We start from the raw sequence: 21,793 nt of genomic DNA, 5'->3' as shown, positions 1-21,793 counted from the left end.
TTCAGCCTAACCAGGGGTAATTCGCCTTCGGCTCACGTTTAAAATGAGTGGTGGTCCCCGCTTCGCGGTGTGCCAACCCCGGCGGGGTTGGCCGGATCATCGCTTATCCTTGCCCCGCGACCCTTCTCGCTACGCGCCGTCGAATTGGGGTTTACCCGCGGCCGCGCGCGGCCCGTTTTGCCTGCTCCTGCTCCAAGGCCTTAAAGGCCTCGATGATTTCATGGGTTTTCTCAGGATCACCGCCCACATCCGGGTGATGGCATTTCAACAGGAAGCGGTAACGGGCCTTGATTTCGTCCCAGGTCATCAACACATTGACACCCAACACCTCGCTCGACAAACCCAACCCCTTTCAGCCTAACCAGGGGTAATTCGCCTTCGGCTCACGTTTAAAATGAGTGGTGGTCCCCGCTTCGCGGTGTGCCAACCCCGGCGGGGTTGGCCGGATCATCGCTTATCCTTGCCCCGCGACCCTTCTCGCTACGCGCCGTCGAATTGGGGTTTACCCGCGGCCGCGCGCGGCCCGTTTTGCCTGCTCCTGCTCCAAGGCCTTAAAGGCCTCGATGATTTCATGGGTTTTCTCAGGATCACCGCCCACATCCGGGTGATGGCATTTCAACAGGAAGCGGTAACGGGCCTTGATTTCGTCCCAGGTCATCAACACATTGACACCCAACACCTCGCTCGACAAACCCAACCCCTTGTTTTTAATCACCTTGACCCGTCGCGACTTTCCGTAACGCGCGGTTGCATCCTGTTGCGACAGGTACTCGAGCCGCAGGGTTTCGTCCATGGCACTCAATTGCAACAAGGCTTCCATGTCGGCAAAGCGCCGATCCCACTGCTCCTTGGCCCTCGGTTCCAATCGATCCCGCAAAAAGAAATACTTACGCAGCGAGGCCTCATCCAAAAAGGCACGCAAAAACGACCAAGACAACGCACGTTTCTCCGCAATATCACTTACCCGGTCAGGGTTAAAATATTCCCATTGCAGCTTGAGTACCAAACGGGCCGCAACCCCGGCCGGCAGCCCCCAGTGCTCGGGAATACCGGGATACCCCTCGCTCAAGCGACGCTCATAACGCAGCCACTCGGGACGGCTGACGTAATCCGAAATCAAAGCATAACAAGAAGGCGACACAACCACCTCAGCAGGGAATCATGCCGACAATTGTAGCAAAGGATATCTGGACTCACGACCCAAGCAGGGACAGTCACCCTTAAACCCGCGCTTACAAAACACTTTCTCAGGATGGGCTGGATGGTTAGAAGATGCGGCGGGAACGTTGCCACCCTCTTCTCCCACTTCCCGACCGCGGATGAAGCCGTCACTTCGGGAAACAAAAACCAACACAGCATACCCACAGGGTAACAGTCACGCGTAAACTAATGGTTTTATAAGTGTTGTTTTACTTCGACCATACAATTTTAATTTTGGGCAAACGGAGCTACGGCTTTATCCGCATGCGCCATCCAACACAAAAGGGAAAACGGCCCCTCGCCATCCTCATCCTATCCTGCCCATCCTGAGAAATAAAAAAACCAAACCGGAGCTACGGCTTTATCCTCATGCGCCATCCAACAAAAAAGGGAAAACGGTCCCTCGCCATCCGTGACGGATCACAGCCTCCCGAGGTCGACCAACCTCACCCACCGATCCCGCGATGCTTTAATACCTGAGAAATGCCCTAATCCAAATCCTTTAGCCGGTTCACGACGCCCAGCAGCCTATGCCCAGCGGCGGGCTACTTCCGATCTTTAGTTTTATCGGCCTGACCCCGATAAACCAGGCACATCTTGATGTTGCAAGATCATCGAAGCAAAAAGCACCTGATCCCCTGAACCTAGCCATTCGCGCATTTTGGGCGCCCCTCTTGGTACAGGTTACGATCTTTTTTTCCGATTCGAGTAGGCCGATATGAACGCTCCTCATCCCAACCCCGAGCACACCGACCCATCCGGGGACCCGCGCGACAACGAACGCCAAGCAGCGAGGCTGTTTGATCTCCTCCGCGGCGCGGACCCGCGGGCTGTCGAACAGTGGGTGCTTAAACAAACCGCCCATACCAACCCGGATGTTGCGAATCGGCTGGCTCTATTGCTACGCGAAACGGAAACAACCCATGCGGCCGACCCGGCGAAAACACAACATGAAGACCCTACCGCAACGCTTTCCTTCGACCCTTCACCGGAACCTGCCTTCCCCGTGGAAGCGGCGATGGGCCCAAAAGAGCGCTCGGGTCTGGAACCGGGAAGTACCTGCGGTCCCTTTCGCATCGAACGGGTGTTGGGTAGCGGCGGTATGGGTACGGTTTACCTCGCCGACCGCATTGACGACCTAGACCTGAAAGTTGCTTTGAAAACCCTGTTCCTGCCGAATGAACGATCACGCTTGTTGTTTCAGCGGGAATACCGCATTTTGGCCGGCTTACGCCATCCCAATATCGCCCATGTCATTGATGCAGGCGCATTACCGAGCGGGCACCCCTGGTTTGCCATGGAATACGTGGCGGGCCAAACCCTGGATAGGTACCTCACCAACGAACGCCCCGATCTCAAAGCGCGGCTCACCTTGTTTCTGGCCGTGTGCAGCGCGCTGAGTCACGCCCACCAGCACATGATCATTCACCGCGATTTAAAACCGCACAACATCATGGTGCAAACCAACGGCTCGCCCAAATTGTTGGACTTCGGGTTGGCCGCTTCACTTAATCCCGATACGGGAAAACAGAATACGGTGACAATTCAAGCCGACCAGATGATGACCCCCGCTTACGCCTCACCGGAACAGGTGAACGGCGGGCGCCTCAGTGCCACATCCGACGTATACAGCCTCGGCATGGTATTTTATGAAGTCCTCACCGGAAAACGCGCCTATGAGGTCGACACCCATAATTTGCGTGATCTGGTTCACGCGGTGAACGAGGCGCCGATTGTCAAACCGAGTTTGGTTCAGGATCCAAACAACCCACACATTGGTTTATTTCAAAGACAATTGCGGGGTGACTTGAACCGAATCGCGCTCAAAGCCTTGGAACGCGATCCGGCCGAACGTTATGCCAGTGTAGAAGCTTTTGCCGCGGATGTTCGCGCCTATATGGGCGGATTACCCATCAGCGCGCGCCCCGCAACGCGGCTCTACCGGTTCCGTAAATTTCTGGCACGCAACCCTTGGCCGATGGGTTTTGCCGGTGTATTGATCCTGGGGTTAACCTTATTTTCGAGTTTCGCGGCCTCGCAACGGGTCGCCATCATGCAGGAACGCGACCGCGTGGCCAAAGAAAAACGGACTGCCGAGCAGGTCACCCAATTTCTCATTTCTTTGTTTGAACAGGTCGATCCAGATTTAACGCCCTCCGGCCAAGTCAGTGCCTATGACGTGATGGAACAAGGGCGCAGACAGGTCAGTCATACCCTCGCCGACGAGCCCGAGGTTCAACGTCGGCTCATGACGACCATGGGTCGTGTGTATCGCGCCTTGGGTTTCCACGAACAATCGCAAGCGCTGCTGGAAAAAGCCCTGCTCCGCGTTCCCGAGCAGGATCACGAAGCCTACCCCGCCAAGTTGGAACTCGTACGGACCCTCATCGCACGCAACCAGTTCACCGTTGCTGAGAAACATCTGGAAGAACTGTTAGACCGCTGGGATCTGGAAACCGCCCCTGAGAAAGCACGCCTCTTGGCGCACACCCAAGCCCACCTCTACTTGCTCCAAGGGCGCTACCGGCAAGCCTTTGCGTTGTTTGAAAATTTGGCACCCGATGTTCATCGGCTACCCTCCCGTGAACAAGAAACCTACCACCGTCATCGCGCGGAACTCCTTTCGCTGCTGGGTCGCTACCAAGACGCCTTGACCGAACAACGCCGCTTGTTAACCGTTTTGCGCGACCGACACGGCGAGACCCATTCAGAAATTGCCGAAACCCTTATGGCCGTGACAACTCAGAAAATGCATCTGGGTCAACTCGACGAAGCCCGGCAAACTCTCGGCCAGGCCGAAGAAATTTACCAATCGTTGTTTGGGGACGACCATCCATGGCGGGTCCTTTGCACCGCGCGGCATGCCGAGATTCTCAAAGCCCAAGCTCACTACGCTGAGGCCGCCCCCCTGCTGACCGCCGGTCTCGAAATGGCGCGTAAGTATTACGGTGAAAATCATTTACAAACGGCCGCCATGTTGAATATTTTAGGCGCGGTTCACCATGACGAGGGCCGGTTGACCGAGGCGGAAACCTATTATCGGCAAGCATTGAACATGCGCATCGCTTTACTCGGTGAACAACATGTCTTGGTTGCAGGCAGCCTTAACGATCTCGCCGTTTTGCTGAACCATCAGGGACAACCGGAAACGGCGGAACATTTGTACCGACGCGCGGTGGCGATTCAGGTATCCCAAATCGGCGACCGGCATCCCCACGTGGGTCAGGTTCTCAACAGCCTCGCGGTGCTGCTAAAAAACCAAGGCCGCTACGATGAGGCGGAACCGCTTTACCGCCGATCCCTGGCCATCAACATGGCGGCGCTGGGCGAAAAGCACCCGCTCGTCGCAGCCAATTACCATACGTTGGGTGCCTTTTACCACGCACAACGAAACTTCGAAGAGGCGGAACACAGCTACCTCAAGGCAATGATCCTAAGGCGGGAACTTTTCGGGGAAACCCATCCGAGGATGTTGAGCACCCTCAACAATCTGGGCGCCCTGTACCTGACCCAAGGTCGCTACAAAGATGCCGAACCCCTGTTGCACAAGGTTTATTCCGCGCGAACCGCAACCTACGGCGTGGATCACCTCCGCGCCGCGGTGAGCACCCAAAATTGGGGTGCCCTGCTGGCGGCCAAAGGGGCCTACCAAGAAGCCGAGACCCAACTGCAACAAGCATTGCGGGTCTACACGGCGGCGCTTGGCCGCAAGCATCGACGGGTCATTGTGTGTGAAGCGGCCCTGGGCGAACTCTATCTGTCGATGGGGGATCTAAAACGCGCGGAACAGCATTACCGCACCGCCTTAACCCTCGGTAGTGCCCTGTTGGAGGAGACCCATGTCGAATTAATTGAATGGCGCACCGCACTTGCCGAAATCTTGCTACTGGGCGGCAATCCATCCGCTGCCGAAGCCAACCTGTTACAGGCGGAAACCGTCGCCCAATCATTAAGTACCAAGGGTCCCCTCGCCATGGTTCATAAGGTTCGGGCCCTTCAGTTCCGGCAGGAGGGGGCCCTTGCAAAAGCCGAATCCTTGCTGCGCCGCCTGCTGGCCGAGCACGGAGGAAAAAAGGCGAGGGCATTTGAAGAAGGCGCGGAAATTCGTCTTGAATTGGCGGACCTTCTCGCGGTGCGCGGTAACATGAAGGAGGCGAACCCTTTGTTAACCGAGGCGGCGGCATACTTCGGCGCCCACCTACCCGCAAACCATGAAAAACATCTGGTGGTGCAGTCGATTCGAGGCTTCCTTTTACGTGAATCGGGTCAAACCGACGAAGCCCGGTCGTTGCTTGACAGCAGCCTCCAAGCCCTGGAGGATCGGCTGGGGAGCCGTCACTATTTCACCCAAGCGGCACGCGCCAGAGCAGCACCCAAAACGGTCCACTAAAACCGCCGCCTGCTTGATTCAGACATCCGTGAAGTTGTCACCGTCGCGAGACCGCCCCGGCAACAATCCTCCGTTGTTACCTCGGGGTCTATCGCGATGGTGAAATAAACTGTACCACCACCGAATGCCTACCGTCGGGAAGCGACGCGGTATGGGAGAAACCCCGGCGGTGCGAGCGGCGCATTGTTCCCAAGGAAAGAACAAAGCCCAAGGGCGCAACATTCAACCGATCCCAACATTCTCGCGCGGAAAAGGTCCTATCCTTGACACATTGCGGCATTCTCCTTGACACATGGTCACGCAAGTCCTTAATATGAATGCGGATTGGAATGCGTTTACCACCTACCGAGCGATTGACCTGCAGGATGATTCTTGACCAACCGTCGTGCAGTTTCAAATTTTCCCCACCCTCCCGGGTCGGGCCCCCGCAATCCGGGCGGCATGGCCATGGACGGCGCGACAGTCGAGGAACGCCCCAATTCCGCAAGCGGTTAACCGCCTTTTCGGCCGGCGACCACCTTTCCCATGCGTGAAAAGCGCTCGGGGATTAGGTGAGATTGTGGTATGAGTTACCTATAACAACCCCACAACCCACGGCACGGCGCCGCCGGCCACACCCCCACCAAGCCGTACCCTTCCCCCGCCGGCTTTTGCAACACGACCCTTTTCGGAGCGAGGTAGTATGTTTCCTGTAGTCATTTCTCTTCTACTCGCCGCGAGTTTGATCGGCTTCACGTACTTTTCATTTGTGAAATTATCGATTGTGCGAGCCCTGCAACCCGCGGTGCGTTGGGATCATGTTGGCGATCGTGTCACCAATCTCATTAATCTTGGTTTTCTCCAAAAACGCATGTTGTCCATGGACCTCAAACCCGGCCTCATGCACTTCGTCATCTTTTACGGGTTCACCACCCTGCTGTTCCGCAAAATTCAGTTGATCATCATCGCGTACGACGAGTTTTTCGTGTACCCCGGCCTGATCGGCGGTTTGTACGCCACCTTTAAAGACTTCATCGAGTTCGCGGTCATTTTGGCCGTGCTTTACTCCTTTTACCGCCGTTTCGTCCTAAAACCCAAACGTCTGGAACCCAACAAAGAAGCCATTGTCATCCTCTGCATGATCATGACCATTATGGTTACCGACTTCTTGTACGACGGCTTTAAGTTCGCGCTCTACGTGGATACCAACGAAGGTTTGGCACACGAGGCGTCCTTTGCCTTTATCGGCGGCGCGCTCGGCAAGGCCTTTTCCGGCATTCCGCCCGAAACCTTGGAGATCCTCTACAAAGGCTCCTACCTGATTCAAATGGTAACGGTTTTGGCGTTCCTGGTGATCCTGCCGATGGGCGAGCACTTCCACATTGTGACTGCCTTACCCGCCCTGTTCTTCAGCGCCCAGGGCCCGCTCAACAAGGTGCCCTCCGCCGACCTCAGCGCCTTTTTCGACGAGGAAGAGGAAGAAGAGGAGGAGGACGAGGACGATGAGGACGAATTTAAGGTCGGAGCCCATACGGCCAAAGACCTGTTGTGGAAAGACGCACTCGACGTATTTACCTGTACCGAATGCGGCCGCTGTAAAGACGCCTGCCCCACGTTCCTCACCGACAAACCCTTGTCGCTCAAATGGGTCAACGACAGCATCAAACACCACCTCTTGGACCACCGCGACACCCTCTTGAAAGACGCCGACCAAATCGAAGAAGACGAATTACCGCCTTTGGTGGGCGACGTCATCTCCGAGGACACGCTGTGGGCTTGTACCACCTGCGGTTACTGCGAACAGGCTTGCCCCATCGAACTGGAGCACTTGAGCAAGTTCTACCGCATGCGCCAGTACAAGGTCATGATTGACGCCGAGGTTCCCGAGGAACTGCAAAACGCCTTCGACAACTACGAACGCGCGAGCAACCCTTGGGGCCTGAACTCCGATACCCGCGGCGACTGGGCCGAGGACTTGGATGTACCGGTCGTTGAAGACGCCGAGCAGGTCAAGGAACTCGACTACCTGTTTTACGTGGGTTCCGCGCAGTCTTTTGACTCGCGCAACCAAAAAGTCGCCAAAGCCTTTGTGAAAATCCTCAAAGAGGCCGGCATTAAGTTCGCCATCCTCGGCGCGGAAGAAGGCTCCACCGGCGAATGTGTTCGCCGCGCGGGCAACGAGCTGCTGTTCCAAATGCTGGCGATGCAATTGACGGAGACGCTGAACGAGTACGAGGTTACCAAAATCGTAACCTGCGATCCCCACGCCTTTAACGCGTTGAAAAACGAGTATCCCGAGTTCAACGGCAACTACGAGGTCATTCACCACACGCAATTGATCAACCAATTGCTGGCCCAGGGCAAAATCAAGGTCAACGCCGACTTTGAGCGCGTGATCTACCACGAGCCCTGCTACCTCGGTCGCCACAACAAGGAATACGAGGCACCGCGCCAAATCATCAACAAACTCACCAAGGACACCCCGCTCGAGTTCGACATGAACCGCGAGAAGTCGATGTGCTGTGGTGCCGGCGGCGCGCGCATGTGGATGGAGGAAACCATCGGTTCCCGCATCAACGTGACCCGCGTGGACCAAGCCATGGAAAAGAACCCCAAGGTGATCGCCACGGCTTGCCCCTACTGCACCATCATGCTGACGGACGGTGTGGCCCACCACAACAAGGAAGAAGAGATCCAAACCAAGGATATCGCCGAGTTGGTGGCGGAGGCCATGGCCTAACCAACGCGGAACCCAAAACAAAAAGCCCGGCAGGTCGCCGGGCTTTTTTTGTTTTGGCTGAGGATGTGAGCGCCGCGCCCGAGGCGCAAGCGGTTAGCCAATCAGGGACAACAGATCACTGTCGTTGCTTCCGTTGTTTTGGACGCTGCTCAGGGCGTCTTCAGCAGAGGATTGGCCCAATTGGGATTCACTTAACGCTTGGGCGTTGGCGAGGTTCAGCAAGTTGGTGGTGCCGCTGCTTTCGCCGTTATTAATCGTGGAGAGGATCGAGGTCGCATTGTCGGCGGCGATTAACGAGGGCAATGCGCTGTCAAGCTGGTCCAGAGCCTCGGCTTCCTCGGAAATTTCCACGCTGTCTGCTTCAGGTTGCGTCACCGTCGTGGTTTCTTCACTGTCCGTTTGCGCGGTTTGATCGGTGCCCCCCGCGGCCAAGCTGTTTAGCAAGGATTGCGATTGCGAAGAAAGTCCGTTGAGTTCCATGTTCCCTCCGTGGTCAACTGCTCACCGACAGACGAATCCTTTTATGTGTCGGCTACCCCAACAGACAATGTGGTGCCTAAAAGGTTCAATAAGCAAGTTTTTTCACAAAAAAAATTAGGCACCCAAGCCCATGCCGGCGTTCACCAGCACTTTAATGCTCTGTTCGCTGTCCGCGGCAACCTCAAAAGCCCGTCCCAAATCATCGGCCGGAAACACATGGGTCACCATCAAACGCACCAGAGATTCCGCCAATTGCGGCTGCTCCGCCAACAATGCGACGGCCTCGCGGAAATCGCCACAACGGCTACTCATCAGGGCCACGCCCCGCTCGCACAGGGCGCGGTGCAAGGGCGCAACCGGTGCATCCGCCGCCGGCACCTGGTCGTCGGCCCACACCAGCACGGCACCACGCGGCCGTACCAAACCGACCTCCTCGGCCGGGTTCGGCCGAATCACGGCGTCAACCTCGTCCCAACTTCCCACGATGGCAGCGTCAAACCGCGGCAGGTCGCCGCCCTTCGGAAAACGCCGCTTGGAATCGGCCCAGTCGGCCTGGCTTTGCTTGAGTCGTGCGTACGCCTTTTCAACCGGCAAACGATGGAACACCCGCGTTTCCCCGCACACGGCGGTTTGCATGAGTTCACTTTCAACCACGGCGTCCGGCACGGACGGCGACACCCAAATATGCACGTTGCCGCGTTCGCGGCGCTGGAACGGCCACTGGAAATGCAGGTGGTGATGACGACCCGGCAATAAGGTCAGCTCATCCACCACCAGCGCGGTGAGCTGGTCCAAACCCATCACCTCGCGACCGTGGGTCGATTTGAGGTGCACGGCGCGTTTGGCCATGGTCAGCGCGTCGCGTAAGCCGGCGGGACGCCCGGTGGTATCAAACACCAAGTCGAATCGCCCTTCCAGCGCAGTAGCGTCCACTTGGTTGAGGTCCACGCCGTTGTCGGCACCTAACTGTTTGGCCACATCCAACAAGGCGGGATGACGTGAAAGCGCCTGAATTTCGAAATGACGGCCGCTCTGTTCGCGCCACGCGGCGAGGGCGGCAACGGTGAGCAGACCGAGCCGGCGTGGGCCGAGCACGGCCACGGTTTCACCGTCGCGCGGCGCGGATGCTTTCACGCCGTGCAGGGCGGCGGCAAAGGGTTCCACCAAGGCGGCGGCGAGCGGATCCACCGCTTCCGGCACGGCCACAATCCCCCCCACGGGCGCCAGCACCCAGGCCCCAAAACCTCCTGGCAACTCATTTATTCCGAGGGTAATACGCTCGGGACATTGGGTTTCGAGACCGTTGCTGCAAAAGGGACAGTCCACCTCTAGGTTGCGGCTCTTGTGGGACGCGTTGATTTCGACCACCACCCGCCGGCCGCGGTGGAAACCGGTCATTTCATGGCCGATCACTTGAGGCAAAGGGTACGGCAGGAAACGTCGCGCCAAATCGGTGGAGCAAACGCCGCACCGCTCCACGCGAACCGCCTCGTAGCCAGGACCGAGCGACAAGCGTTTTTGCTTGTTGCGCGAAACCTCCCAGCCCAGCGCGGCACTGCCGCGATAATGATAGACCGCCTGCTCAAATCCGCCGGATTCGGTATATTCGGACGCTAAAAAGCGGATGTCTTCCATGATTTCTCCCACCATGTCTGCCATGGTACCCATCGCTGCTTATTCCCGGTGAAATACGGTCTGCCCTTCCTTCGCCTTGTAGGGTTTCTTGCCGTTCTCAGCGTGGGGCGCGCAATAACTGATTTTTTCTTTGACACGGGTAACGCGAAGAAAACCCTTGGACACCAAGTCCTGGTCCAAAAGTTCCCCGGTGTCGGGATCGCGAATTTCTTCAACAAAACCAACGCGTAAAATGTCGCCGACGGAAACCCCTTCGCGGGTGCCGCGGTTGATCAGAATCGTTTCGCCACGCGCTTTAATCACTTTTCCGCGCCAGGTAATTGAAGGGAGACGATCTTTTAAGAAGGCGATCACATTATCGCAGGCTTTCGCAATCACGCGACCGGCAGGTGTTTTCTTAAAGGCATCAAAATCGCCCGCATAATCAACGTCCTGCACGGTCACCCGCACGCCGGCCTGCCGTACTTTTTCTTCGAACCGGTGCGAGGCGATCTCCTGACCGGTTGTCACATCCACAAGCGACACCGTTCCCGAAATGATCGAAGCCCCGCCCTTAAAGCGTAAACCGATGCCCTGAACCCGTGCATTGGCACCTTTACCGGAGGTCCCATCGTCAAATGAATCGATGGTTCCTTTAATGATGAGTTGGGCGGGCGTCATGAGCCCGGTTTTGGCCGTTTTATCGCCGGTGACCACCCTGCCGGATTGCGCCAAATCCTGCTCGTCCATTGCCCGGTTGCGCATATCCGCGGTAGCGATTACGATAAAGTGGCCCGAGTTATTCAGTCGTTCGGTGAGAACCGCATCCCAGGCATCGCCCAGGTTCCACCGAGCACTGGCCCCGGCGCGATTTTCAAAATCACTCACTTGCACCGTATACCGCAGCCCGCCTTGTGCTTGAACGTGTGTCACAAACGGGAGCATCAAGAAACACATCCATCCCCATCGTGCGCACGCGGACAGCAATGAAACGCGTGATTGGTGCGTTTCAACAACCATCGTTGCCTCCTTGCAATTGATCATTCGGTATACCATGCATCATAATGCCGCGCGAGGCGCATCGCAATCACAGAACGAAACCGACGGTGCCGCGACCTCCATTCGGATTCCGGCAAACACCTTGCTAATACCCCTTTTACAAAGGGCGCGGTCTAGCCGCCCCGCCACGAAAGACCTTGTCCTGCTTGCCGGAGCCCGCCAACTTGAGCATTTTCCGCCCCATCCTCTTGCACACGTGGTTGCTGTGCCTCATCGTGGTGCCGCCGCTTCAGGCGTTGCCCAACCGCCCCACGGATTGGTACGTCTACGGCGAGGCCGACGTGTCCGGCTGGAAAACGAGCATGGTGTTTGACAGCCAAGGCCGCGGCTGGCTCGGCGGGGTGTTCAACAAGCCAACACGGCACAGCTTGTGGTTTTTCGACGGTCGGCGCTGGCGACCGCGCACCGACTTTCCGGTCACCACCAAACGTTCGTATGTTCTGGCGGTTGACGGGCAAGACCACTGTTGGGTGGTTCCTTTTGCCCCGTATACCGAAAACGGCGACCCACGCCAACACTTCGACATCTGGCATTTCGACGGCAACACCTGGCAAGCCCGGCCCATTGTAAAAAGCGGGTTGTGGCCGCAAGGTATGGCGATGGTCGATGCGAATCTGGGGTTTCTGGTGGGTAACAACCGTCGCATCATGCGTCTGGACAAAACCGGGTTCAAGGTTTTCCAAGCCAAACCCAACAAACGCGCCGCCGCGTTACCCCTGAGCGAATTGCAAAAAATGAATTTCCTCAATGTCACCCTAACCAGTCCCAGCCACGGTTTTGCTTCCGGGAGCAACGGACTTGTCGTCGAATACCGCGACGGCGAATGGGCGATGCTGGATCTCCCCCGCGACATGGAAACACTGATTTTTAACCGCCAGCACGTTGACCGGGACGGGGCCTTGTGGCTCGCCGCCGAATCCGCGGTGGCCCGCTACCACGGCGGCAAGTGGACCAGTTGGCACGACCTCCCCACACGCGGCCCGATTAGCGATCTGTGCATTCAGGCCCCCGACCGCGGTTATGCGGTGGGCCACAACGGCATGGTCCTCTTCTTCGACGGCAGAAGCTGGCAAAACGCCATGTTGCCAGGCGATGTGCACGCCCAGTTAATCGAGGAAGACGCTCTGGGCAACCTTTGGATTCTGGGTGACGGGAAAATCTACAAAAACACCGATGCGGGTCCGCCCAAATTACGCGCGATCCAAACCCCGCAAGCCATACCCTTTTATCCCTCTAAAAACCATCTGAACATGGTTGATGCCAACGGCGATGAGCGCCTTGATCTGGTCATCGCCGACGACCAATCCCTCATGGCTTACCCCAATGACGGGCTTGGCTTGTACGGTTCCCCGGAAAAGCTGTGGCACCTGAATGGGCAGGGCGCGGTAACCCACGGCCTGCCCGCGTTTTTATTCGACGGAAACCTGCCGGAATGGCTCGTCATCACCAACTTACCCGACACCAACCCACTGCTGGCTTCCGGCAATCTCGGCTACAAGGTGCTCCAAAACGACATCGCCGCCACCGAACGAAGCGCCCTTCCCGACATCAACAAGGTGCTGGATCTCGACGGGGACGGCGACCTTGATTTGTACCAGATCCAACCCATCAATACCTCGGCCAACCACCGACTGGTTGAAAACCGCAACGGACGGATGGTGCCGCTGCCGGCCGATACCTTACCCGCCACCTCAGCCTTTTTGGTTTGGGGCGATCTGGACGGCGACGGTGATTTGGACGCCCTCGACCAGGGTTTCTCGCGTGAAACCACCATTGCCTACCGCAACGACGGGCACTTCACCTTCACCCCTTTTGCCGACAGCATCGGCATGGAAGGCTCGACCGGCTACGGATACGGTTCCTTCCTGCTCGTAGACTTTGATGTGGACGGCGATTTAGACATCCTCAGCGTTCGTGATCGCCTGGAAGCGTGGCAAAACGACAGCCGCGGCTTCTTTACCAAAGCCGAAGAACGGTTCCCGAACATCCCACTCAAGCCGGACTCTTTTGGTCAAATCGTGAACCTGGGCGACCTCAACCACAATGGTTTTCCTGAAATTTCCCTGGCCCTGCACAGCACCGGCGCCCATTATCTGCTGACCCGCACCCAACGCGGCGACTGGGTCAATGTGGCCGACCAAATGCTCGTCCGCCCCCCCGACGCCTTTTTCCCCGGCGTGGATTTAGACCACGACGGCGACCTGGACTTGATCGGCCTGGAAAACAGCAGGCTCACCTTTTATGAAAACCAAATACAGGGGGACCGCGCCATCACCATCACCTTGATCGGCCCGCCCCAAAACCGCGCCGCGATGGGTGCCGACATCCGTTTGTACCGAGAACACCCCAATGGCCGGGTCGACCTGGTTGGAACCCGCGCCGTCGAGGCGGTCAACCATCACGGCTGGGGACACAGCCTGGATCGACGGCACCACCTCGCCACCCCCCACGAGGGCCCACACCGCTTGGAAGTTCGCTTTAACGGCCGGCTCCACCAAAGCGTTGCCGAGGTGATGCCGGGCCAACACATCACCCTGCAGGCCCACCCACCCATTGTCGACGGCCTTCACACCCTGATGTACCGCATCCAACTGAGCCCCCGTTTCGCACGGCTCTGGTTGGAAGCGCTCAAGCTGCTGTTGTTTTTCACTTGCATCGGCCTAACCAACCGGTTCTTGGTACGCCGAAAAGCCACACCGCTCTCCTACCCCTTCCGGGCGCTCATCATGGCCGTCTTTCCCCTCTATGGGTTGATCGCCCTGGCAACCACGGCCTACACGGCCCCGGTCCAACTGGCCGCGGTCGCGCTGTACAGCGCCTTGATCGCCGGTGCCGCCCTCGTCGAATGTGGCCTGCCCGCCTGGTACCGCGCCCATTTCATCGGTCCCTACAAAATACTGGGCATCGTCGGCGAAGGCGGCATGGGCGTGGTCTACCGCGCCCGTGACGTGGTGCGCGGCCGCATTGTCGCGCTCAAAACCTTCCCGGCTGAATTGACCTCGGATCGCGAGGTTCGCAAACGCTTCCAACGCGAGGCTGCCATCCTCAAATCGCTGCAGCATCCCAACATCGTGCCCGTTTTTGAAACCGGTGAATTCGACGGTCGCGGCTTTATCGCCATGGAACTCCTGCAAGGCGTCACGCTCAAGCGCATCGTGGCCGAGCAAAAGCAAATCAACTGGCGCACGTCCCTGGACATTTTCACCGCCATCGCCAAAGCCCTCGACTACATTCACCAGCAAGGCATTCAGCACCGCGATCTCAAAGCCGAAAACATTTTCATCATTCACGAAACCATGTTCCAAAGTCCGGCTTGGCGCACCAGTTCCCGCGAAATCGCGTCCCTGGTCAGCGGTCGCCTCAAATCGGACCAAATTAAGTTGATGGATTTCGGCTTGTCACGTCACCGCGGCACCAAAACCCTAACCCGCGGCGGCGGGCTGATCGGCACCCTCGCCTACCTGGCCCCCGAACAGATCATCCACCGCCGCGGCGACTTCCGCTCGGACATTTATTCGTTCGGGGTGTTGATGTACGAAACCGTGGCCGGTCGCCTGCCCTACTCCGGCTCTCATGAAATCAGTTTGATCGGCAACATTCGCAAAGGCGCGGTGCTCGCCCTAACGGATACGGTCCCAGAGCTCCCGCAACCCCTGGCCCAAATCATCATGAAAAGTCTGGCCTTTTCACCGGACCAACGTTTTAGCGACGCCCAATCCCTGTATGAGGCGCTCGCGGACTTCCAAGAGCAGAGTCGCGGCGGCGCCTTTGACCAAACCCTCATCAACATCGCCCCGACCACCGGGCTCGCCGCCCAACCCCCCAAGGCCGTCGCACCGCCGGCGGTCACCCCACCCGCGTCGCCGGCCCCAACGCCCGAGAGTGACTGGCCCGCGGCGGTCCGAGACCAAACGGGCCAATGGCGCGCGCATTTCCTGCGTGCCAAAGAATTACACGCGGCCCGCAACCTACACGAGGCCCATCTGGCGATGTGCGAGTGCATTGATGATCTGGAAAAGGTCACTGTCGACTTGTCCGAGGATCATTGGGAAACCTACGCACGCGAGTTCGAGGTGGAAGAAGTGATGGGTTTTATGGAGCGGCTCAACCTCGAATCAGGATAGGTTGGGGATGGCGAGGCGCCGTTTTCCCTTTGCCCGCCCAACAAATGTTGGGCTGCTGGGATCGCGCATGCGGATAGATCCGTTGCTCCGGTTAACCGAATATTTTCGAGTTCACCAACCACCACACAACCCAATAAATGCTTCAACTTATGACCACCCTCATTTAAGAGCTTTGCTCCTTTTCGCGACTGTCTTGCCTGAACTTCGTTTTGCTTTGGTGTCGATTGCGATTAATAAGTTACCCACGACCTACAAAGGTCGTGTATTTGCTCTTGCGAAGTTTTTGACGCTCACCGAAGTTAGGGCATCATCCGCGGACGGGGATCTGCAGCCGAGGGCTCCAAAGCCCCCCCCCGCATCCTCTAATCATCCTGCCCATCCTGAGAACCTGTTCAGCGCTCACCGAAGTTACGGCATCATCAGTGGACGGGTATCTGCCGACAAGAGCCCCAGCCCCCGCCGCATCCTCGAAGCCTAACTTACTTGCAGACATCCCTTTATTCGCCAACCGCCCCAATAAAATCCCATGGCGCGTAAATCCATCGACCCGCGCGACGAACACCCTCGTTCAATTAAGGCGCCATTCAAGCTAAAATACGGGTGATCGACGTTCGGCGTTCCGCACCCTCGCCCCCCCAAACCACTAACCCAGGAGATTTCCGTGAGCGATTCAAAAACCCGATTTCTTAATTCACTCGGCCAAGCCCGTCAAAAAAGCATGGAAGCGATTGGACGCAAAAACTTGGCCTGGGAAAAACTCCTCGAAATTTCCCGGCAAATTTCCTCGTTGGACCTCGACGCGGTCCTGAAACTGATCCTGGACCACATGATCGACATGACCGGCACCTGCCGCGGCCTATTGATGTTGGTCGAAAAAAACGGGTCACTCGCCATGAAACGCGCGGTCAACATGGAAGAATCCCCGGAGTTCCACATCAGCCGCGGCTTGGCGCAACAAGCGGTGAAAGAACGACGCCTGATCGTGGTTGAGGATGTGCCCACCTCACAGGTCGCCAACAACCACAGCGTGGTCAACCTCGGCCTCAAAGCGATTCTCGCCGTGCCCTTGATCTCGCGGGAGAAAGTAATTGGCGTGATGTATGTGGATTCCGACGAATTAGCCCACGGTCTGAACGAGGTCGATTGCGCTTTTGTCGAAGCCTTTGCCGCCCAAGCCGCGGTCGCGGTGGAAAACGCCCAGCTCCACCTCAAGCTGAAACAGGACTATTTGTTTTTAAAAGAACCGCTCGACGAGGCCGACCGCTTCGACATGATTGTGTACCAAAGCCGCGGCATGCAACGCATCCGCCACGCGATTGAGAAGGTACTCGACAACCCGATCACCGTGCTGGTTCAGGGCGAATCCGGTACGGGTAAAGAGCTGGTGGCCCACGCGATTCACTACCAGGGCTCCCGTAAAAACAAACGGTTCGTGGCACAAAACACCGGCGCGTTGCCCGATACCCTCTTGGAAAGCGAGTTGTTTGGACACCGCAAGGGCTCCTTCTCCGGCGCCACCACCGACAAAATCGGTTTGTTTGAAATCGCCAACGGCGGCACCGTGTTCCTCGACGAATTGGGGGAAGCCTCCCCCGCGATGCAGGTCCGCCTGTTGCGTTTGCTGGAAACCGGCACCTTCCGCCGCGTCGGCGACACCACGGACCGCGCGACCGACGTGCGCATCATCGCCGCCACCCACCGCGACCTCAAGGCGGAGGTAGCGAAAGGGTCCTTCCGCGAAGACTTGTTTTACCGCCTCAGCGTGTTCCCCATCCATTTGCCGCCGTTGCGTGAACGCCGTGAGGACATCCCGCTGTTGGTGAACCACTTCATTGAAGAGTTTAACCGCAAGCTCCACAAATCGATCCACCTGATCCCCAAACAGGTGATGGACATGCTGATCAACCGCGAATGGAAAGGCAACATCCGTGAATTAAAGAACTTCCTGTATCGCATGATGGTGCTCTCACCGGATGATCGCCTCAATTACGATCCGACGTGGTTCGATCCCGAACAGGAGCCGGTCGCGACAAACACCGACGAAACCCCCGACGAAAAAGCCTTCAAAACCCTTCAGGAAGTGGAGAGCGATTACATTCGCTACGTCCTCAAAGCGGTGAGCGGCAACCAAAGCCAGGCCGCCCGCATCCTTGGCATGAAACGCACCACGCTGCTGGCGCGCATGAAGAAGTACGCAATCAAGGATGTGTGAAGAACGTGAGAAGCCAGGCGATTTGCCTTGTGCGAGGGAGAAGTTGCAACGCGGTTCGCGTCCAATAGAAACCCGCGCTTGGAATGATTGGGCGACAGCTTCTATCTCATTAACTTCCCGGTAGATAACCAAAAGAAAAGCCGACGCGTTCAAAGCGTACCCGCCCAATTTTTCCGAAATAGGCATGAGTTGTCGTCCGTGATTGCGTTTTCTGAGACTTGCTCTAAAATAGAGCCAATTCCCTCGACGTGAATCCCGTTATCCACCATGGGTTCAGCCTTCGCTGAAGCGGCCCACCGTCTCGTTCGGCCCCATCAGCAAGCATGGGCTGTGCTTTGTGGTTGCCGGATCACGCGCCGGATCTATTTTTAATCTGTCCACGTTTTCGTGAAACGAAGGGGTAGCATGCGCGAGCTGATGTCACTACTGGAACGGTGTCGCGAGCTCGGCGTAACGTTGTCGGTGTGCGACGGACGCCTCCAAATCGGCGATCCCGGAAAACGCCTGGACGACGGAACCGCGCAAGAAATCGCCGAACGCGGCGCGGATCTGATTGGTTTGGCCCGTGCCATGCCCGGTTGTTTCCCCGGCGTGCGCGTGCCCTTGCAAGCTTACGCCGAACCGCCGCCGCAAAAAAGCACCGGGCTCACCCGCCAACAACGGGTTTGGTGGCATCGCGCCATGGAAGGGCGCCGTTTCGATCAACCCTTCACCCCGCTTGTGTTCCAAATCCACGGCGCACTCGACGTCAATGCCTTCCGCATCGCGGTCAAACGCTTGCTCGAACAACACGACATTTTGCGCACCCTGTTTCCCAACACCGACAAAGGCCCGGTCGCGGATCCCTTCAAACAGAGCGCTGTTTCCATTCATTTCCAAGACTTGCGCGCCTCGCCGCCGTCCACCCGCAAACGCGAAACCCGCGAGGAGTTCCGCTCCTGGTTCCGCCAAGGGTACGATCCGACCCATGATTTACCGTTCCGCGCCATGCTGCTGCGCCTTGACAACCACCAGTGGATGGCCGCCCTGACCGCGCACCGCATCGCCGTTGACCGGCCCAGCCAAACCCAATTGGTCTACGACTTCTTTGCCGCCCTGCGCAACGAGATGAGCAACAACCGCGAAAAAGGACCCAGCCCGAAACCGCTGATCCAAGCCGCGGCATACATGCAGGCGCAAACCGCGTATGAACGCTCGCCCGCCTTGCGCGCGGATCTCGACTTTTGGCGCAAGCGGCTCGACGGGTTCCCCCGCGTGATCAGCCTGCCTGTCGACCGTCAGCGCGGCAAAGACCCCACCCATCAGGCGGGTTTCCACCGGTTCAACGGCGGGCGCGAACTGCTCACCCGCATCAAGGCCCGTTGCGAAGCCGGCGGCGGCACCGTCGACGCCTTCCTGCTCGCCGCCTTCGCCGTGTTGCTCAAGCGCCACCGCACCGAACCACGCCTGCTCATCGGCCTTGAATCCGGCTTTGACCACCCCATGAACCACGGGTTAATCGGTCCCTACAACAACCAATTCCCGTTCCCATGCGATTTGCGTCACAACCCGCGTTTCTCGGAAGTGCTCGACCAGATCCAAACCACGATGAATGAGATCGCCCAGCACGACCGTCTGCCGCTCTGTTGGCTTGAAGAAGCGCTGGGTTGCCCCTCCGCCGATCACATCGCCCCGTTCTTCCAAGTCTTTTTCCGCTACCGCAAGCTCTACCCCATGCCCGATATTTTCGGGTTGACCGTGGTGCCGGAATACCAAAAAACCATTGTGTCGCGCCACGATTTGGGCCTTGAGGTCAGCCAAGACAGCGTCAGCTTGCATTTCGCGATGATGTACAGCAAGGACCTTTTTGAGGCGGTCACCGTGGCTCGCTTCGCGGAACGGCTGATCCTGCTGCTGGAGTCCGTCGCCAAGCATCCCGACCTACCCATCTCCCAAATCCCGCTGCTCGGGCTGCCGGAGAAACGGCTGCTCCTTCACGGCTGGCAGGCCGTTGCCTCACCGGTGCCTGAATGGCTGGCGACCCGCGAAGCCGCCGGTGTTCGGGTAACCGACATGGTCGCGCGCACCGCGGCGGAACGCCCCCACGTGGCCGCGATCCAAGACGGCGCAAACGTGCTTAATTACGCACGCCTGCAAGAGCTGTCCAACGCGCTGGCCCGCCGACTCCAGGATTTCGGCGCGGACCAAGAACGCCCGGTCGCCCTTTGCCTCAAACGCGACGCCTTTCAAATGGTCACCTTGCTCGCCACACTCAAAGCCGGTGCCGCATATGTGCCGCTCGATCCCGAATGGCCGCGCCCGCGCCTGATGCGCATGTTGGAAATGACGCGTCCGGCAGTGATCATCACCAACCACGATTACCAGCCACAACTCCTCATGCCGGAAGCCATTACGCTATCGCTCAACAGCGAGCACGAGCTTCAGGAACAGGGTGACCCGATCCCCCTGGAAACCCTGATCCATCCCAGCTACGCGGCCTACATCATGTTCACCTCGGGCATAAGCGGCCAGCCCAAAGGCGTCACCATGACCCACGACGCCCTTTCCAATTTGATCCGCCACCAAATCGCTCATTCCCTGTCAAAACCACGCACGCTCCAATTCGCCTCGCTTTCCTTTGACGTGTCGTTCCAAGAAATTTTTAGTACCTGGGGGGCCGCGGGTACCCTGGTGATCGTTGACGAGGAAACCCGCACCGAGCCGCGTTCGCTGATCGAGCATTTGCGTTCTCATAAAATCGAGCGCTTGTTCGTGCCGTTCACCACCCTACAAAACCTAGCCGAATGTTTTAATATCGGCGAACGCTGCATCGCCGATTTGCGCGAAATTGTCTGCGCGGGCGAGGCGCTCCACGTCACCCCGGCGCTGACCCGCTTCTTTGAAAAACACCCCGCCGCGCGTTTGATCAACCAATACGGCCCCACCGAAACCCACGTGGCCTGTGAGCTCACCCTCAAAGGCAGCCCCAACGTGTGGCCGGTCCTGCCACCCGTCGGCACCCCGATTGTGGATGCGCGCACTTACGTGCTCGACGAATACATGCAACCCGCGCCCATCGGCGTGCCGGGCGAGCTCTTCCTCGGCGGCGAGATTTTAGCGCGGGGTTATTGGGAGCAACCCACCTTAACCGCAAGCCGTTTTTTACCCGATCCCTTCGCCCGCAATCCGGGTTCGCGCATGTACCGCACCGGTGACCTGGCCCGCTTTGACATGCGCGGCCGACTGCGGTTCCTCGGACGCCTCGACGACCAAATCAACATCGAAGGCTACCGCGTTGAAATCGACGAAATCGAGGCAACGCTCGGGGAACATCCCGACATTGCCGCCTGCGCGGTGCGGCGCCACGACAAAAACGGCCGCACCCATATCGCCGCTTACGTGGTCTCGGCCCTCAAGGACCCGAACCTGATTGAACTTTGGCGCACGTGGATGGGCGAACGCCTGCCCAAGTTTATGGTACCGCGCTGGTTTGTGCGTCTGCCCGCGCTACCGCGCACGCCCAGCGGCAAGCTGGACCGCAAAGCCTTGCCCGATCCCGAACCCCACCAGCAGAGCTAGCCGCGCAAAAGGCGAAACGGCTTTACCACGCGCGAGGGTGTAGCAAGTACCTTGTCCTCATCGAGGTTCGTAGATGACCCGAACATCGCTTCCGCCGTTTCAAAGCGACGTTGACGCCGGTCGCGGTGGTTCGGCATGATTGGGTTCCCTGAATCGAAACGCCGTTGCGGTTAACCCGCATTGCTTACGAGGATTCGTCGCGGAAGCGAAACACCTTATGGGTACGATGAAAACGACGGTGCGCAAACGGAGCGGGGCCGACCTTTCGGCGGTGCAGCGTTTCGTCGTATACCGCGCGGCTGAGTAAAGCGGCCGGCCGCCCCGCGGCAGAAGACTTTGTGAGCAATGCGGGTTCGCCGTTCCCGCCTTCGAGGCGTTTCGCCCCCGAGCGACACCGCGACCTCGCCCTGACTTGCAAAAATAACGCATGTCACAAT

At 58.1% G+C, this 21,793-nt stretch carries 10 protein-coding genes; 5 read left to right on the top strand and 5 right to left on the bottom strand.

The window, feature by feature from the left end:
- Positions 1-151: 151 nt before the first annotated feature.
- Together J3U88_RS28970 and J3U88_RS35120 are read right to left on the bottom strand one after the other, a co-directional pair.
- Positions 152-340, bottom strand: a complete 189-nt coding sequence (locus J3U88_RS28970; RefSeq protein WP_207862511.1) for a DnaJ domain-containing protein — start codon at positions 338-340, stop codon at positions 152-154.
- Between the two features lie 162 nt (positions 341-502).
- Positions 503-1,141, bottom strand: a complete 639-nt coding sequence (locus J3U88_RS35120; RefSeq protein WP_207862510.1) for a DnaJ domain-containing protein — start codon at positions 1,139-1,141, stop codon at positions 503-505.
- Between the two features lie 777 nt (positions 1,142-1,918).
- On the opposite strand from J3U88_RS35120, the gene J3U88_RS28960 reads away from it, so the two are divergent.
- Entirely contained in the window at positions 1,919-5,590 is a 3,672-nt protein-coding gene (locus J3U88_RS28960) for a serine/threonine-protein kinase (RefSeq protein WP_207862509.1), read from the top strand.
- Between the two features lie 682 nt (positions 5,591-6,272).
- The gene (locus J3U88_RS28955) at positions 6,273-8,309 is read left to right on the top strand and encodes a (Fe-S)-binding protein (RefSeq protein ID WP_207862508.1); all 2,037 of its coding nucleotides are present in this window, start codon (positions 6,273-6,275) and stop codon (positions 8,307-8,309) included.
- Positions 8,310-8,402: 93 nt separating this feature from the next.
- On the opposite strand, the gene J3U88_RS28950 is transcribed toward J3U88_RS28955, so the two are convergent.
- From J3U88_RS28950 to J3U88_RS28940, 3 genes are all read right to left on the bottom strand, one after another.
- Positions 8,403-8,789, bottom strand: coding sequence for a hypothetical protein (locus J3U88_RS28950; RefSeq protein ID WP_207862507.1), 387 nt, complete (start codon positions 8,787-8,789; stop codon positions 8,403-8,405).
- A gap of 114 nt (positions 8,790-8,903) precedes the next feature.
- Complete coding sequence (locus tag J3U88_RS28945) at positions 8,904-10,457, bottom strand: alcohol dehydrogenase catalytic domain-containing protein (protein ID WP_207862506.1); 1,554 nt, start codon at positions 10,455-10,457, stop codon at positions 8,904-8,906.
- Positions 10,458-10,463: 6 nt separating this feature from the next.
- Entirely contained in the window at positions 10,464-11,348 is an 885-nt protein-coding gene (locus J3U88_RS28940; protein ID WP_243436219.1) for a CsgG/HfaB family protein, read from the bottom strand.
- A 278-nt stretch (positions 11,349-11,626) separates the two neighbouring features.
- On the opposite strand from J3U88_RS28940, the gene J3U88_RS28935 reads away from it, so the two are divergent.
- The 3 genes from J3U88_RS28935 to J3U88_RS28925 all read left to right on the top strand — a co-directional run bounded on the left by J3U88_RS28935 (position 11,627) and on the right by J3U88_RS28925 (position 21,356).
- Positions 11,627-15,586: a protein kinase domain-containing protein gene (locus J3U88_RS28935; protein WP_207862504.1), complete on the top strand. Its 3,960-nt coding sequence runs from the start codon at positions 11,627-11,629 to the stop codon at positions 15,584-15,586.
- Positions 15,587-16,247: 661 nt separating this feature from the next.
- A complete protein-coding gene (locus J3U88_RS28930) occupies positions 16,248-17,798 on the top strand; it encodes a sigma 54-interacting transcriptional regulator (RefSeq protein ID WP_207862503.1) in 1,551 nt (516 codons plus the stop codon).
- A gap of 405 nt (positions 17,799-18,203) precedes the next feature.
- Positions 18,204-21,356, top strand: coding sequence for a non-ribosomal peptide synthetase (locus J3U88_RS28925; protein ID WP_207862502.1), 3,153 nt, complete (start codon positions 18,204-18,206; stop codon positions 21,354-21,356).
- Positions 21,357-21,793: the final 437 nt, after the last annotated feature.

The organism is Acanthopleuribacter pedis, from assembly GCF_017377855.1.
Lineage (GTDB): Bacteria > Acidobacteriota > Holophagae > Acanthopleuribacterales > Acanthopleuribacteraceae > Acanthopleuribacter > Acanthopleuribacter pedis.
The sequence above is the reverse complement of the archived record's forward strand: the minus strand, read 5'-3'. Positions and strand labels throughout refer to the sequence as shown.